A 15,223-nucleotide genomic window follows, 5' to 3' on the forward strand; every position below is an offset into this window, starting at 1 on the left:
ACGGCCATACCGCCAATCATCCGATCCATCGGCATCAAAAAATAGGCTCAAACAGATCAGTACCTTTAACAGTTGATATTATCACGACATATCTGTCCGCTTTCCGGAAGTCCAGAAGACACCAGTTATGTCCGGCATGAGGGCGTAAGCAGCAGGTCCGCTTCCGCCTCATTTTGGACGCTTGAAGCTACAGAGTGCTTTTCCGAAAGCAGACATCGTTAACAAGCCAGAAATTCTCGACATACTGCTCGGACGGTATCGCGAAACCAGCGATGTGCAGGATCAGCATCCATTCTGGGATGCCACATGACGGAGATGGCGATTCCAGGTGTTTTTACAGGAAGCTGGAACAGTCTCAGGTTCGCCCTCCTTGCAAAATCATCAGTGAGGTTCGCGAGACATGATCGCGGGACATTTGTGACCAGATCTGATTGTCTGGCGATTTCCAACGCATCCGGAAATCCAGGCACAACGACCGACACGGTACGTTGGTACCCCAGTTGCTCGAGTGCATCATCAACCGGTCCCCTGAATGTCCCGCGTCGTGAGGCCACGACATGACAGCAAGCGGCGTAGCGCGCCACGCTGATATCTCCGTTTACGAAAAGAGAATGGCCGATACGTGCTACGCCGACGAACGTATCCCGAAACAGGAGCCGACTTCGGATCTCTGGCGCAGACGCACCCCGGACGCCGATTTCCAGATCGATCCTTCCTTCTCGCAGTGGTAACGCATCCTTGTCAGGCTTGGGTGCAAACCGCAGGCGAACCCGTGGCGCTTCCTTCATGATGGCAGTGACAAGAGGCGCTGCAGCAACATTCAGAAAGCCTTCATTGGCGCGAAGGGTGAATGTCCTATCCAGCGCTTTCAGATCCAGTTCTCCATGCCGAGGGCATAGGACGTCCTGCACGTCATGGGTCAGGACATGAACGCGCTCGCGGATATCTACTGCATAGGGCGTGGGCACGAGATGCCGCCCCGCCCGCACCAGTAACGGATCGCCGGTGGTCGAGCGCAGCCGTGTCAGGGTGCGACTCATGGCGGACGGACTGAGCCCGAGCCGGCGGGCCGCGCCAGTCACGCTGGCCTCGTCGAGCAACACATCGAGCGCTGTCAGAAGGTTGAGATCCGCGTTTTCCATGCTCTCAGTCTATCGACAATGACCGGCAACAGATAGCGTCCCATGCAATGATACTTTGATCTTCATGCGTCTGGCGCCTGCTCTGGTTTCGCACCTATTTTCGATGACGTGAAAACAGGCATGTCCGTCGGGATGGCAGCCTGTGGAAAGGAACCATTCCATGAAGTTGATCGGTATCGAAGAGCATTTCCTGACCACCGAAGTAAAGGACGCCTGGTCTGCCATCGGTCTTGAAGCTGCGGATCCAAGCGTTGCGTTCCATGGGGGACCGCTTGAGAAGCGCCTGGCTGATCTTGCCGAAGAGCGGCTGTCACTCATGGACGAAACAGGGCTGGACGTTCAGGTGCTTTCGCTCACCACACCGTCATTGCACGACCTCGGACCAGACAGCGTCGATCTGGCGCGCCGCGTGAACGATGCCGTGGCGGAGGCGGTCGCCCGCCATCCAGACCGCTTTCAGGCGCTGGCGACGCTGCCCGTGGCGAGCCCTGACGAAGCGGCCTTGGAACTTGAACGCTGCGTCAAAACCCTTGGCTTCAAGGGCACGATGTTGTGCGGACGCGTGGGCCATCGCAACCTAGACCACGCCGATCTTCTGCCGATCTTTCAGAGCGCTGCAGTATTGAAAGCGCCAATCCTTCTTCACCCTAGAACACCGGAAAAGGGCGTTCGGGATGCCTATTATTCCGGGTTCAGCCCGCAGGTAGACGCCGCGTTTTCCTGTTTCGGCCTCGGCTGGCATTATGACGCCGGCATCCAGTTTCTGCGCCTTGTGCTGGCGGGCCATTTCGACCGTTTTCCGAACCTACAGGTTATTTTGGGCCACTGGGGCGAACTGGTTCTGTTCTACGCCGAGCGTATCGCCAACATGGATCGCGTTTCCGGACTGAAGCAGTCCATGACGACGTATTTCCGGCGCAACCTGTCTGTCACGGCGAGCGGCATCTACCTGCCACATTATCTGGAACAGGCGGCACGGATCGTCGGCTATGACCGGCTGCTGTTCTCCGCCGACTACCCGTATCAATACCGCGCCGGCTACGACGCACGACGTTTTCTCGAAAACTGCGGTTTGGACCAGGCCGCGACGCAGGGCTTCGCGCACGGAAACTGGGAGCGGCTCACAAAAGAGCTACCGCAGTCGCTCTAAATAATTGACGTGTCTGACATGGCAGCAATCGCCTTCATGTCAGCCGTTAGGTTCCATATTTGTCATCATTTTTACCGGACACCGGTTCGAGTGTGCGAATCATCGGGAACCGCCTTGATCGCCTCGTCAACAACGACCTGAAGCTGTTCCTGACGAAAACCGTCACGCGCCTGAATAGCCATGCCCTGCATAATAGCCGTGACGTAAGACGACAGCCGTGTCGCGTGTTCTCGGCTGACCCATCGCTGCAATGTATCGGTCAAAAGCGCGCGAAACTGCGCGCGACGTTGCGCCAGATCGCGCGCCAGATCTTCATGGTCGGGATGACTCGCAATCATGCCGGTATTGAGCATACAGCCGACTTCACCCGCTGGATCCACCAGTCCGCGTGCCGTCCCTTCAAGGAGGAGGCGGACCGCCTCGCGCAGAGAACATGCAGCTTCCATGAAGGACAAATCCGACGCACCACGCATATTTGCATACCGGTCTAAGGCCTCGCGATAAAGCGCTCCCTTGTTGCCGAACGCCGCATACAGGCTCGGTGCGCCGATGCCAAGTGCCGCCGTCAACTGCTGGAACGACACACCTTCATAACCGTATTTCCAGAACAAGCGCATGGCAGTTTCAAGTGCCGCATCGCGGTCAAAACTTCGGGGGCGCCCGCTGGGACGTTTTGACGCTATTTCCATAACGATCATTAAACATCGTTTGACAGCAGGAATCAACGAAGTCATTCTTAAACGATCATTACAGAATGGAAGATCGATTGATGTCATCCAGCAAACCGGTAGCTCTTATCACCGGCGCCTCCTCCGGTATCGGAGCCGTCTATGCCAATCGTCTCGCCGAACGCGGCTACGACCTTGTGCTGGTTGCGCGCCGCGTCGACCGACTGCATGCAATTTCAGAAAAACTCACAAGACAGCATGGGGTCGAGATCCGGACCCTCAAAGCTGACCTCACAGTTGAAAATGATCTTGTTTCGCTCGAGGATCTTCTGCGTTCTGACGAACGGATTGCCTTGCTTGTGAATAATGCGGGAAATGGCAAGCTCAGCAGCACGGTTGATATGTGCGATGTTGATGCGAATGCGACGCTCGCACTTAATATCGTCGCCCCGACCCGGCTGGCTCGCGCGGTTCTTCCCGGCTTCGTCAAACGTAACACTGGCGCGATCATCAATATTGGTTCGGTGATGGCCTTCTGCGCGCTCCCGATCACGACGCTTTATAGTGCGACCAAAAGTTACCTTCTGACGTTCAGCCAAGGCCTGAAGGCCGAGCTTGCCGAAACCGGCGTGCGCGTGCAGGCCGTACTGCCGGCCGGCACCGCAACCGAGTTTTACGACCACGCGGGAATCCCGCTTTCGGCCTTCGATCAGGCCGCAATCATGACGACCGAGAATCTGGTCGATGCCGCATTAATCGGGTTCGATCAAGGTGAAGATGTAACACTGCCGTCGGTCCATGATGCGGGTTTGTGGTTGGCCTACGAAAACGCTCGCTCGACTTTGTTCGGTGCAACTCAGACAGGGGTGCCTGCACCGCGCTATAAAAGGACCTGAAGAACGCTAGATTTGCGGGGATGTCCGCTTCCCAGCGATCATGCTGGGAAGCGGACTTTCCGCTTTCCTCCCAAGTCAGCCGCGAGCCTCAGAATAGTTACAGACCTGCGTGAGTTGAAATGGCTATCGCGGAGAGTGGCAGAGATGATCAGACTGTCCCTCCGGGAGCAGACGTTGTCCTTGCATGGCGTGTGTCGAACACGCCTCGTAGAGACCTTTGCGGGCCTTTCTTGATGTCTCGGACCTATGTCCGATAATAAGAAAAAGCAGACATAGATTGGAGGGTTCGAAAAACCTCTGGTTCTGGGCCTATCTGTGTGATTCCATTTTTCCTGCGTTGATTGGAGATGATGGAAGATGAAGCAGCCGGGTTTCTTTGATGTTGAAGAGCGGTTGGCCCGGTTAAGCGGGCTTGGCGATCAGCTCGAAGCATTTTCCCGGACTGTGGATTTTGAGGTATTCCGCCCTGATCTGGAGAAGGCTCTGGCCTATTCAGACAGGATCAAAGGCGGCCGTCCCCCGTTCGATCCGGTGCTGATGTTCAAGATCCTGGTGATCCAGACGCTGAACAATCTCTCCGACGAGCGAACGGAATATCTGATCAACGACCGCTTGTCCTTCATGCGCTTCCTCGGTCTGGGACTGTCGGACCGTGTTCCCGATGCCAAAACGGTCTGGCTGTTCCGTGAGCGTCTGACCCAGGCGGGAGCTATTGAAAGACTGTTTGACCGGTTTGATGCAACTCTGCGGAACGCCGGTTATCTGCCAATGTCGGGCCAGATCCTGGATGCGACATTGGTAGTGGTTCCAAAGCAGCGCAATACCAACGGAGAGAAGGCCGATCTTCGGGCAGGACGGATCCCCGAAGGCTGGGAAGGCAAGCCGGTAAAGCTGTCCCACCAGAACAGGCACGCCCGCTGGCCGCTGAAGTTCACGAAGGCAAAGCGGCAGGAGGACGGGACGCTCCCGGCCACGGACCTCGCCATTCCATTCTTTGGCTATAAATCGCATGTTTCCATCGACCGGAAGTTTCGGTTCATCCGGAAATGGAAGGCGACGGATGCTGCTGCCAGTGATGGTGCCAGACTGCGCAAGGGCCTTCTGGATAAAACCAATACAGCCTCAACCGTTTGGGCAGACACCGCCTATCGCTCGAAAGCCGATGAGGACTTCATGGGCAAAGAGGGTTTCGTCTCGAAAGTTCACAGGAAAAAGCCGCATCTCAAGCCCATGCCCCGCCATATTCAGTGGTCCGCTCGCGCGTCGAGCATGTCTTTGCCGATCAGAAATCACAGACGGGACTGTTCATCCGAACTGTCGGTATCACCCGGGCCACCATGCGGATCAGTCTGGCCAATATTGTCTACAACATGCGCCGCTTCCTCTTCCTCGAGAGGTTAAACGCGAGCGCGTAGTCATCCCACTGGCGATAGCACGCGATCTGTTCAAAACGCAGAGCGAAAGTCACCCCGGAAACCGTCAATCGGCACGCCATAACCCTGAAATCAGGAGCCAGCCGCCGCCAATCAACGGTTCTTCGATCCCTCCAAATGGCGGTCGCCCGCCTTTGCTTCCATCTGAATAGGCCAGTGCCTTCTCCAGGTCAGGACGAAAGACTTCAAAATCCACAGTCCGGGAGAAGGCTTCGAGCTGATCACCGAGCCCGCTCAACCGGGCAAGCCGCTCTTCAACATCAAAGAAACCCGGCTGCTTCATGATCCATGCCCCCAATCAACTCAGGGGAAATGGAATCATAAAGACCGACCCAAAACCAGGGGGTTTTTCGACCCCTCCACCTAGTGCCCGCAAGGGACGCTGCTCAAGACGCTGATGCGGGTCGAGGAAGGTTTCGAAACTGCGAAGAACGAATTCGACCTCGATCATAACGAGACCCGCTCCTGGCACGGCTGGCACCGTCATGTCACGCTGGTCATGCTCGCCTACGCCATGGTGGCGGCAGTACGCTCGCAAGCTAATGCCCTCGCGCTCAAAAAAAGCCGACGGCCAACGCGCAAAAGCTCATCCGGTGGTCGATCCAGGAAATCCGACGCCTCGCCGTAAAAATCACCCAGGCTCAGATCCCTATCCCGCATATCCTCCGTTGGTCCGTGTTTCGACGAACCCATCAGGCCGCAGCATATCTCTCACGCCTTAAAACAAAAACGCAACTGTAGTGCTAGAACCCGATGCCGAAGATCATCTCTCAATGCTCGTGCCATCACCGTCTCCATCAATGAAAACGGTGAATCACAAGACGCCCTCAGTGTCACCTCTCGATTCAGAGTTCAGTGGAAACGCTCTAGCGTTCAACCTTTCGAAGAAGAGGAAGCGGCGCATGTTGTAGACGATATTGGCCAGCCCGATCCTCATGGTGGCTCGGGTGATGCCGACGGTTCGGACGAACAACCCTGTCTGTGATTTCTGATTCGCAAAGACGTGCTCCACACGAGATCGGATCACGGACTTTCCTGCATTGGATCTCTGGATATGCCGGAGCATAGGTTTGAGATGTGGCATTCGTCGTCTTCCATTTGCGGATCAGCCGATATTTCCGATCAATGGAGATGTGCGATTTATAGCCAAAGAACGGGATGGCCAGATCTGTTAGGGGCATACTCTCGTCTTCCTGTCGCTTCGCTTTCGTGAACTTCAGGATCCAGCGCGCATGCCTGTCCTTGTGGGACAGCTTTGACGGCTTGTCCTACCAGTCCTGTGGGATTTGCCCATCACGAAAATCCTCTGTCTCAGCGTTTGCATTGCGCTGCTTCGGAGCCGCTACCAGCGTGGCATCCAGGATCTGGCCTGACATCGGCAGATAACCAGCACTGCGCAGGGTCGCATCAAAACGCTCAAACAGTCTTTCAATGGCCCTCGCCTGTATCAGGCGCTTACGGAACAGCCAGACTGTTTTGGCATCAGGCATCCGATCTGAAAGTCCCAGACCAAGGAAGCGCATAAAGGAGAGGCAATCGTTGATGAGATACTCTGTCCACTCATCAGACAAACTGTTGAGCATCTGGATCACCAGGATCCTGAACATCAGCACCGGATCAAATGGCGGTCGTCCACATTTTCTTCCGTCCGCATAAGCCAAAGCTTTATCCGGTTCCGAGCGGAATACTTCAAAATCTACAGCCCGGGAAAACGCTTCGAGCCGGTCACCAAGCCCACTCAACCGGGCAAGCCGTTCTTCAACGCCAAAACATCTCGCCTGCTTCATGATCCATACTCCAATCAACGCAAGGAAAATGGAATCATAGAGGAACCCTCAAAACCAGAGGGTTTTTCAAACCCTACACGGCATAAACAAAATCCCATAAATTAGATTTTTTAAGTCAGGACAATTAATATAAACATCAGTAGTTCATTTATAATATTGACAAATATGGAGAAACATTCATTATGAAATAACACGATCAATCCAGATATATCAGAGTATTATAATAATGATTAAGAAATTCATTAATACTTTAAAATACATTTCTTTATCATTTGCGTTTATTGCATTTAATGCACGGTCCGATACTATAAAATCTAGAGAAGTTATTATTGATACTGATGTAGGCACAGATATTGATGATGCATTCGCATTAGCAGCAGCTTCGCCGGATTTAAAAATTGATTTAATAATGGCGAGTTCAGGTGATACAGATGCTCGGGCAAAATTGGCACGCCGTTTTCTAGATGTGGCAGGCCGCACGGATATCCCGGTCACTCGTGGTCCTTCAACACTACATGCTGAGGCATTATCCCAAAAATCGTGGGCTCAAGGTCAAGAGAATTACCACAAATATTTTCCAGATGCTGTGGAGAAAGCACTTCAGCTTTTACGAACTCAACCCAATCATACTATTACGCTTATAGGACTTGCTCCACCATCGACCATTGCCGCCATGATTTCGCGTGATTCAATCGCCTTCCGACGTTTGCGCGCTATTGTGCTGATGGCGGGTTCTATTCATCACGGTTATGGAAAAATAGCTGGCACAAATTCTTCTACACCGTCATTAGAGACAAACGCCTCTCTAGACCCGAGTGCTCTACGTGCCATTTTGACTTCGGGCGTTCCTATACAGCTTATGCCGTTGGATGCCACAGAGGTAGCGTTAAGCAAATTTGCTGCCGAACAAATATTTCACGCGCATACGCCAGTTACAGATTCTCTTCAAGAATTGACCCAGCAGTGGGCTGCGAAATCAGCATACGGGCCTATTCCCACTCTGTTTGATGTGGTGCCTGTAGCTTATTTAATTCAGCCAAATATATGCACGTTAGTCCCCATGCATCTCTCTGTTTCAGAGCGTGGAGATACTGTGCAGTCATCTGGGCCAGAGAATGTCTCGGCGTGTTTATCTGTTAATAGCAAGGCCGTAGTTAATCTACTTGTTCAGCGCATTAAGTAATATATCTGTCTGAGTAGGCTCAGGGCTCATAGCCAGAAGATGACGGCTGCGGCGAGGCAGATGGCTGAGAAGAAGGCGGTCGGGGATCTGCCCCGCCGTCATGAAAGAGCTCAGCGGTCGTCCGTTCTGATCGGTGACCGCATGGAGCTGGAGGGATCGAAGAACTGTTGGTTGATGCGCTTGTCTGGTGATTTTAGTTTTTTGGCGCTTTGATTGAGGGTTTCCGGGGTGACTTTCGCTCTGCGTTTTGAGCAGAGAGAGGGTTTCATGCTCTGGATTGCTACGCGGCGGCGTTAATCCTCTCCAGGAGGAGAAAGCGGCGCATATTATAGATGATATTGGCCAGCCCGATCCTCATGGTGGCCCGCGTTAAGCCTACGGTTCGGACGAACAGTCCCGTCTGTGATTTCTGATCGGCAAAGACATGCTCGACACGGGATCGGATCACCGACTTCCCGGCGTTGGACCGCTGCATATGCCGGGGCATGGGTTTGAGATGAGGCTTCTTCCTGTGGACCTTCGAGACAAAGCCCTGCTTTTCCATGAAATCCTCATTGGCTTTTGAGCGGTAGGCTGTGTCTGCCCAGACCGTTGAGGCTGTATTGCTTTTATCAAGCAAGCCCTCTCTCAATCGCGCGCCGTCACTGGCGGCGGCATCTGTCGTCTTCCATTTGCGGATCAGCCGAAATTTCCGATCGATGGAGATGTGCGACTTGTAACCAAAGAATGGGATGGCCAGATCCGTTGCGGGCATACTCCCGTCTTCCTGTCGCTTCGCTTTCGTGAATTTCAGGGTCCAGCGCGCATGCCTGTCCTTGTGGGACAGCTTTGCCGGTTTATCCTGCCAATCCTGTGGGATCCGTCCTTCCCGCAGATCAGTCTTTTCATCGTTGGTATTGCGCTGCTTCGGAGCCGCTACCAGCGTGGCATCCAGGATCTGGCCGGACATCGGCAGATAACCAGCATTACGCAGGGTCGTATCAAAGCGGTTAAACAAAATATCAATTGCTTCCGCCTGGGTCAGACGCTCCCTGAACAGCCAGATGGTTTTGGCATCAGGCACACGCTCCGACAGCCCCAGGCCTAAAAAGCGCATGAAGGAGAGACGGTCATTGATCAGGTATTCCGTCCGTTCATCGGACAGATTGTTCAGCGTCTGGATCACCAAGATTTTGAACATCAGCACCGGATCAAACGGCGGACGACCGCCTTTACTGCCGTCTGCATAGGCCAGCGCTGTATCCAGATCAGGACGAAATGCTTCGAAATTCACAGTCCGGGAAAAAGCTTCGAGCTGATCACCAAGCCCGCTTAAACGAGAAAGGCGCTCTTCAACATCAAAGAAACCGGGCTGTTTCATGTCGCCACTCCTCCAATAAAAACCGGAAAAATGGAATCACAGAGAGAGCCTCAAAACCATGAGGTTTTTCGAACCCTCCAGATGGTGCTGAATTTCTTCTTGCTTTTGACAATGGGAAATCATCGGAATTCAATACACTTCTCGTAACCGACTGGATCGCTCATACACCGCCTGAAGTCCTTGCAAAGAATTTTGGCGTACCCGCAGAAGCATTCAAAGATATTCCACTCAACAACCTTTGGATCTTCCAAGGCGATGTTCCTCCCGATCTGGCAATGGATCAGAAGAAATCTCGCGTTGTCGCAGGAGCTGAAAAAATAATTTATCGCCTCTCCCGATCCAAACCTCTTGTACGGAGCCAGGGCGGACAAGCCCAGATTGCCGATAGCCGGAACTTTCCCATTTCGAAAACAGTCGCTGCCGCACTTGAGACAATTGAAGCGGGCGGAATGCGGGAAATGCATTGGCATCCAAATGCTGATGAATGGGCCTTTGTGATCAAAGGCAAAGTAAGGGTCACTGTATTCAATACAGGCCCCAAAGCACAGACGACTGATTTTAATCCAGGAGATGTCTGGTATATCAAAAAGAGCCTCGGGCATTACGTCGAAAATGTCGGTGATGAAGAAGCTCAGGTGATATCCGTCTTTAAGTCAGACAGATTCGCTGAAGTCTCTTTATCCGATTGGCTCACGCATGTTCCGCCGGAAATGGTTCGCCAGACCTTGAATATTTCTGCGGAAACGCTTTCCAAATTCCCCGTTAATCGGCCGGGCTTTACACCTGTGTGACCATTTCTCTCCCTTTAGATATATTTCTAAAGGGAGAGAAATATAGAAAAATTTAATGAGGAAATTCGTGGGCTCTCTCAGTATCTGGCATTGGCTAATCGTTTGTGTCGTTGTTCTTATTGTTTTTGGTGGCGGGAAACGTCTTTCGTCCACTATGGGAGATCTTGGAAGAGGTTTGAAGATATTTAGGAAAGAAGTCATCGAGATAGGATCGGACGACCATCCAGTCTCCATTGAGAGCAAACGCATGCCTCTTGATACACATTCCGAACAGGTCGTTCCTCTTTCTTTGAAATAATCAGAAAATACCTCAATATGAAATATTTTGAATAATATATAATTAATATCTCCAAATCGTGTGTTGAATATTTTATTAATATAATAAAAATAATTATTTATGAGTAAGAGAAAAATTATTTTTCAAACCTATTTATCATTCACTACGATGATCGAAGGTAAATGCAATGTCTGAAAATCCTATGATTTTTGAATTCGAGCGGGATTTTGCAGGCTCTTTGCGATGTATTCCAATGATTGCACGCCAGAAGCTTGACCTTGTAGGAATCAAAATGACGCTCCGTCAGTGGAGCCGTTTGTTGCGCGAGGAAAGGAGTCGTCTGGTAGAGGCACCATGTGAGACGGCTCAGGAACAGACCGCCTATCGCACTCTTGTTGCGGATCTGATCGACGTCCGAGCAGATGAGCCTGTCAGTTTCCTCCCGTCGCAGACATTTGAAGACTGGCGGAAGAAGGATCGGATGCCGGAGGCAGTTTCGTCTCAGGCTGAGGCAGACGCCGTTCCACCACCTACACCGGAACAATGGGCTGCGTTAACTCCGCTTCAGCGTTTCGCATTGATCAAGCTCGCCAGATCGAAACATGAGAACGAAAATTTTGTGCCTGCGTTGAAGGAGTTTGGCGTCCTTCAAGGGGAGTGTTGATATCATGAGCAAAAACAAAGAGTCTGAGTTTAAGCCTTATCATCACCCTGCAGGCGGCTGGGGAGCGGCCGGTGCAACGGCGAAGGTGCTGATGGAGCAGAGCGTTCTGGTCAAAGGATCACGCGGTCTGCTTGCCATGAATCAGCCGGGTGGTTTCAAATGCCCCAGTTGTGCGTTTCCCGACCCGGATCATCGAAAGAAACTTGAATTTTGTGAGAATGGCGCAAAGGCCCTCGCGCATGAGGCTACCAAAGCCCGCGTGACACGAGAGTTTTTTGCCCAGCATACCGTTACGGAACTCAGGGAGTGTAGTGATTACTGGCTGGAAATGCAGGGGCGCCTAACCGAACCTATGCGCTATGATCCTGCGAGCGACAAATATGTGCCGATTGCCTGGGATGATGCCTATACCCTGATTGCAAAGCACCTTCGGGCGCTGGAAAGCCCTCATCAGGCAGAGTTCTATACGTCCGGTAGAACGGCTAATGAAACCGCTTTTCTTTATTCCATCTTTGTGCGCGAGTTCGGGACCAACAATTTTCCCGATTGCTCGAATATGTGTCATGAGCCGACATCCCGCGGGCTACCTTCGTCGATCGGAATTGGAAAAGGCACGATCGTCATGGCTGATTTTGACCATGCCGAGGCTATCTTTGTCATTGGCCAGAATACCGGAACCAATTCCCCCCGGATGATGACGAACCTAGTGGAGGCTCGCAAACGCGGCATTCCCATCGTTCTGATCAATCCGATGCCAGAACGGGCGCTGATCCGTTTTACGGAACCGCAGGATATCCTGCAGATGGGCACGTTTGGTTCAACAGCCATTTCCAGTGAATTCGTTCATGTGCGTATTGGTGGCGATCTGGCAGTCTTCAAGGGGATGATGCGCGCGCTGTTCGAGGCTGAAGATCGCGGCGAGCCAGTGCTGGATCATGCTTTTATTGCTGAGCATACAGTGGGGCTGGAGGCTCTGCGCGCTGACGTCATGTCAGTTTCCTGGGCAGATATCACTCGTATTTCTGGCATATCGGAAGAGCAGATCCGTCGGATTGCCGGAATTTATGCCAAATCCAACGCGACGATCATGTGTTATGGGATGGGAATAACGCAGCATCAGGAAGGATCCCAACTTGTCCAGCAGGTTGCGAACCTTCTGTTGCTCAAGGGGAATTTCGGTAAAAAAGGTGCGGGCATTGCACCGATCCGGGGACATTCCAACGTCCAGGGGGACCGCACGGTCGGCATCGATGAAAAGCCAACACAGGCTTATCTTGATCGCGTAAGAGATGTTTTCGGTTTTGAGCCACCACGCGAGCACGGCCATCATGTGATTGAGGCTGTTGAAGCGATGGAAGCCGGGACTGCCAAGATTTTCTTTGGTATGGGCGGGAATTTTATCCGCGCAATTCCTGATACCGAACGGTCTTATGCTGCCATGGCAAAGCTCGATCTTACAGTGGGGATCGCAACAAAGCTCAATCGCGGGCACCTGATCCATGGCAAGGAAGCCCTTATTCTGCCTGTTGTGGCCCGTTCTGAGATTATCCGTACGTCAGCGGGTGAACAGTTCGTGACCATTGAGGACGCCATGTCGAACGTTACGCCTTCGCGTGGTGTTTTCGAGCCGGTTAGCTCCGATGTGCGGCCTGAGACGGAAATCGTCTGTCGGGTGGCTATGGCCACTCTCCCAGAGTCAAAAATTCCGTGGGCAGACTATATCGAAGATTATACTTTAATTCGGGACAAGATTGCTGAGGTTTATCCGGCGATTTACACGGGGTTCTCGGAAAAAATGAAAGACCCTCACGGGTTTCATCTCGATATTCCGCCTCGTCGTCGTGTCTGGATGACCCCGAATGGAAAAGCGAATTTTCTTGTTTTTCCGGGGCTAACGGTGGACGACGTGATTGATGATCCGGCAATGCTTCGGCTGGCCACAATCCGTTCGCACGATCAGTACAACACGACAATCTACAGCAACAACGACCGGTATCGGGGGGTCTATAACACGCGTATGGTTATCTTCATGAACAAAGAAGATCGTGAAGCGCGGGGATTGGAAAACGGGGCTGTCGTGGGGCTGGAAACCTACAGTGACGATGGATATCGGCGCTATGTCGATGGGCTGACCATTCTGGATTATCCAATGTCTCGTGGATCTATTGCGGGTTATTACCCAGAGTTAAATCCTCTTCTACCGCTGGATTTTTTCGATGAAATCAGCGGTACGCCAGCGGCCAAGGCTATTCCAGTTAAAGTTGTGCCAAGCGTGACGTCTGCAGCCCCAATCCGGATTGCGGGCTAAGTGGGAGCCGTATCGGCAAGAAAGAGCTATGAGAGCATATACAAGCTTTTTCTTGCCGGGAGCGGGCGTTGCACTCCTGACAGGCAGTATCAGTGAGAAAGGCGTATGACGCCATTATTTCAGAGTCGAACGGCAACCCTCCTTAGTCGCCCAGAGGAAGAGATCGTTCTGAATATTGCCGATGAAGTTCCGGTCAGGCTCGTTTTTAATGGCATTGTTCCGCACGGGGTGATGATGATGACCCCGGATCACCTGACGGACTTTGCTTATGGCTACTGCCTAACTGAACAAATCATTACGAATAAAAAGCAGATCCGCTCAGTCTCTGTTCTGGATGGTGAAGATGGTCTGACCTTGGACGTTACGATTTCAGGGGACCGTCTTTCAATCCTGCTACGACGCAGACCCCGTGCCCAAACCGGCCATTCAAGTTGTGGTCTTTGCGGGACTGATACTGTGTTGTCCGTTGATGCCCATGAAGAGGTGCCTTTTCCCATCAATGCCAAGATTGCGCCGACTGCGATCCTGCGTGCCCTGCATGATCTTGAAAAGTGGCAAACCCTGAATGCAGCGACACGCATGGTTCATGGAGCAGCCTGGGCCGACCAGAATGGGAAAATCCTTTTAATCCGTGAGGATATCGGCCGTCATAATGCGCTTGATAAGCTGATTGGTGCATGGATGTGCGATGATCGTCTTTTTGAAAATGGATTTTGTCTTCTGACCAGTCGCTATTCATACGAAATGGCACTTAAAACTGTGCGCGCGGGTATGGCGACGGTGGTTGCCGTTTCAGCACCAACGGATCGCGCTTTGCGGTTGGCTCAGAAAATGAATCAAACACTGATTGCAATTGCACGACAGGACAAGCAGTTCGTTTTCTGCGGTGAAGCGCGCTTAAGTGGCTCCCCGCCAATAGACTATTCTATCGCACGTGGAGGGACCAGCAGCATAGCTATTTAGCGGGGACAGACCTCGATCTGCTCAGAACGCAGAACGACCTAAAAATCATGAATCAAATCGCCAAAAGCCCAAAATCAGAATCTAGCAACTGTGTTTAAGCGGCGGAGCTAATGCGCCATGGCACTCCAGTTTTGAGGATAGCGTTGGCGATTGTGATGAGGCGCCGTGCGATAGCGACGATCACCAATTTATGTGGTTTACCCCGCTCTTTCATGCGCTTGGCGACAGCTTTCAGAACCGGATTATGGCAGGCAGCTGCCAATCCTGCCTGGAACAGCACGTGGCGGAGAGATCTTCTTCCCCCTGAAATGATCCGTTTCCCACGCATCGCGCCACTATCATGAGCCATTGGCGCAAGACCCGTCATTGCAGCGGCTTCTGTCGCTGTCATGCGGCCGAGCTCTGGCATTTCGGCGAGAAGCATGGCGACTGATACCGGGCCGATACCAGGAATGGAACGGAGAAGCTCTGCTTTGGCGGAGAGTTCTTCTGCCTCTCCGATAACACTTTCAATCCGTTGTTCAAGCTCGCTGATCTGGCTTTCGAGAAATGCTTTGAGGCTGCTGTCCATATCCTCCAGTTCAGCGCTCATACCCTGCTT

General features: G+C 52.5%; 11 protein-coding genes and 6 pseudogenes. 10 read left to right on the forward strand and 7 right to left on the reverse strand.

What is annotated here, in order from left to right; translation table 11 throughout:
• Positions 1 to 218 precede the first annotated feature (218 nt).
• A complete protein-coding gene (locus JK213_RS11495; RefSeq protein WP_211571587.1) occupies positions 219 to 1,142 on the reverse strand; it encodes a LysR family transcriptional regulator in 924 nt (307 codons plus the stop codon).
• A gap of 160 nt (positions 1,143 to 1,302) precedes the next feature.
• Here JK213_RS11495 and JK213_RS11500 point away from each other — a divergent pair, with 160 nt between their 5' ends.
• The gene (locus JK213_RS11500; protein WP_211571590.1) at positions 1,303 to 2,292 is read left to right on the forward strand and encodes an amidohydrolase family protein; all 990 of its coding nucleotides are present in this window, start codon (positions 1,303 to 1,305) and stop codon (positions 2,290 to 2,292) included.
• A gap of 71 nt (positions 2,293 to 2,363) precedes the next feature.
• Here the strand turns inward: JK213_RS11500 and JK213_RS11505 are convergent, their stop codons facing one another.
• Positions 2,364 to 2,909 carry a TetR/AcrR family transcriptional regulator gene (locus JK213_RS11505; RefSeq protein WP_211571593.1) on the reverse strand — a complete coding sequence of 182 codons (546 nt, stop codon included), beginning with the start codon at positions 2,907 to 2,909 and terminating at the stop codon, positions 2,364 to 2,366.
• Positions 2,910 to 3,061: 152 nt separating this feature from the next.
• On the opposite strand from JK213_RS11505, the gene JK213_RS11510 reads away from it, so the two are divergent.
• Together JK213_RS11510 and JK213_RS11515 are read left to right on the forward strand one after the other, a co-directional pair.
• The gene (locus JK213_RS11510; RefSeq protein WP_211571594.1) at positions 3,062 to 3,856 is read left to right on the forward strand and encodes an SDR family oxidoreductase; all 795 of its coding nucleotides are present in this window, start codon (positions 3,062 to 3,064) and stop codon (positions 3,854 to 3,856) included.
• A 357-nt stretch (positions 3,857 to 4,213) separates the two neighbouring features.
• A pseudogene (locus JK213_RS11515) lies at positions 4,214 to 5,271 on the forward strand (IS5 family transposase).
• Positions 5,272 to 5,404: 133 nt separating this feature from the next.
• Here JK213_RS11515 and JK213_RS11520 read toward each other — a convergent pair.
• A pseudogene (locus tag JK213_RS11520) lies at positions 5,405 to 5,575 on the reverse strand (IS5/IS1182 family transposase); the annotation flags it as partial.
• Between the two features lie 81 nt (positions 5,576 to 5,656).
• On the opposite strand from JK213_RS11520, the pseudogene JK213_RS11525 reads away from it, so the two are divergent.
• Positions 5,657 to 5,917, forward strand: a pseudogene (locus JK213_RS11525) (IS701 family transposase); the annotation flags it as partial.
• 186 nt (positions 5,918 to 6,103) lie between these two features.
• On the opposite strand, the pseudogene JK213_RS11530 reads toward JK213_RS11525, so the two are convergent.
• Positions 6,104 to 7,076, reverse strand: a pseudogene (locus JK213_RS11530) (transposase).
• Positions 7,077 to 7,302: 226 nt separating this feature from the next.
• On the opposite strand from JK213_RS11530, the gene JK213_RS11535 reads away from it, so the two are divergent.
• Complete coding sequence (locus JK213_RS11535; RefSeq protein ID WP_211571596.1) at positions 7,303 to 8,259, forward strand: nucleoside hydrolase; 957 nt, start codon at positions 7,303 to 7,305, stop codon at positions 8,257 to 8,259.
• Between the two features lie 51 nt (positions 8,260 to 8,310).
• Here the strand turns inward: JK213_RS11535 and JK213_RS16195 are convergent.
• Together JK213_RS16195 and JK213_RS11540 are read right to left on the reverse strand one after the other, a co-directional pair.
• A pseudogene (locus tag JK213_RS16195) lies at positions 8,311 to 8,409 on the reverse strand (IS5/IS1182 family transposase); the annotation flags it as partial.
• A 130-nt stretch (positions 8,410 to 8,539) separates the two neighbouring features.
• On the reverse strand, positions 8,540 to 9,619 hold the full coding sequence (locus JK213_RS11540; RefSeq protein WP_194257253.1) for an IS5 family transposase: 1,080 nt from the start codon (positions 9,617 to 9,619) through the stop codon (positions 8,540 to 8,542).
• A gap of 92 nt (positions 9,620 to 9,711) precedes the next feature.
• On the opposite strand from JK213_RS11540, the pseudogene JK213_RS11545 reads away from it, so the two are divergent.
• The 5 genes and pseudogenes from JK213_RS11545 to fdhD form a co-directional block, all read left to right on the forward strand.
• Positions 9,712 to 10,410: pseudogene (locus JK213_RS11545) on the forward strand (cupin domain-containing protein); the annotation flags it as partial.
• Between the two features lie 55 nt (positions 10,411 to 10,465).
• Positions 10,466 to 10,708 (forward strand): twin-arginine translocase TatA/TatE family subunit, encoded by a 243-nt coding sequence (gene tatA / locus JK213_RS11550; protein WP_249200606.1) that lies wholly within the window; start codon positions 10,466 to 10,468, stop codon positions 10,706 to 10,708.
• 181 nt (positions 10,709 to 10,889) lie between these two features.
• Positions 10,890 to 11,351, forward strand: coding sequence for a nitrate reductase associated protein (locus tag JK213_RS11555; protein ID WP_211571629.1), 462 nt, complete (start codon positions 10,890 to 10,892; stop codon positions 11,349 to 11,351).
• A 4-nt stretch (positions 11,352 to 11,355) separates the two neighbouring features.
• Complete coding sequence (locus JK213_RS11560; RefSeq protein ID WP_211571598.1) at positions 11,356 to 13,659, forward strand: FdhF/YdeP family oxidoreductase; 2,304 nt, start codon at positions 11,356 to 11,358, stop codon at positions 13,657 to 13,659.
• A 105-nt stretch (positions 13,660 to 13,764) separates the two neighbouring features.
• On the forward strand, positions 13,765 to 14,622 hold the full coding sequence (gene fdhD, locus JK213_RS11565; protein WP_141354481.1) for a formate dehydrogenase accessory sulfurtransferase FdhD: 858 nt from the start codon (positions 13,765 to 13,767) through the stop codon (positions 14,620 to 14,622).
• A 94-nt stretch (positions 14,623 to 14,716) separates the two neighbouring features.
• On the opposite strand, the gene JK213_RS11570 is transcribed toward fdhD, so the two are convergent.
• On the reverse strand, positions 14,717 to 15,214 hold the full coding sequence (locus tag JK213_RS11570) for a transposase (RefSeq protein WP_249200608.1): 498 nt from the start codon (positions 15,212 to 15,214) through the stop codon (positions 14,717 to 14,719).
• Positions 15,215 to 15,223: the final 9 nt, after the last annotated feature.

The sequence above is a fragment of the Gluconobacter sp. Dm-44 genome, from assembly GCF_018256175.1.
GTDB classification, from domain to species: domain Bacteria; phylum Pseudomonadota; class Alphaproteobacteria; order Acetobacterales; family Acetobacteraceae; genus Gluconobacter; species Gluconobacter cadivus.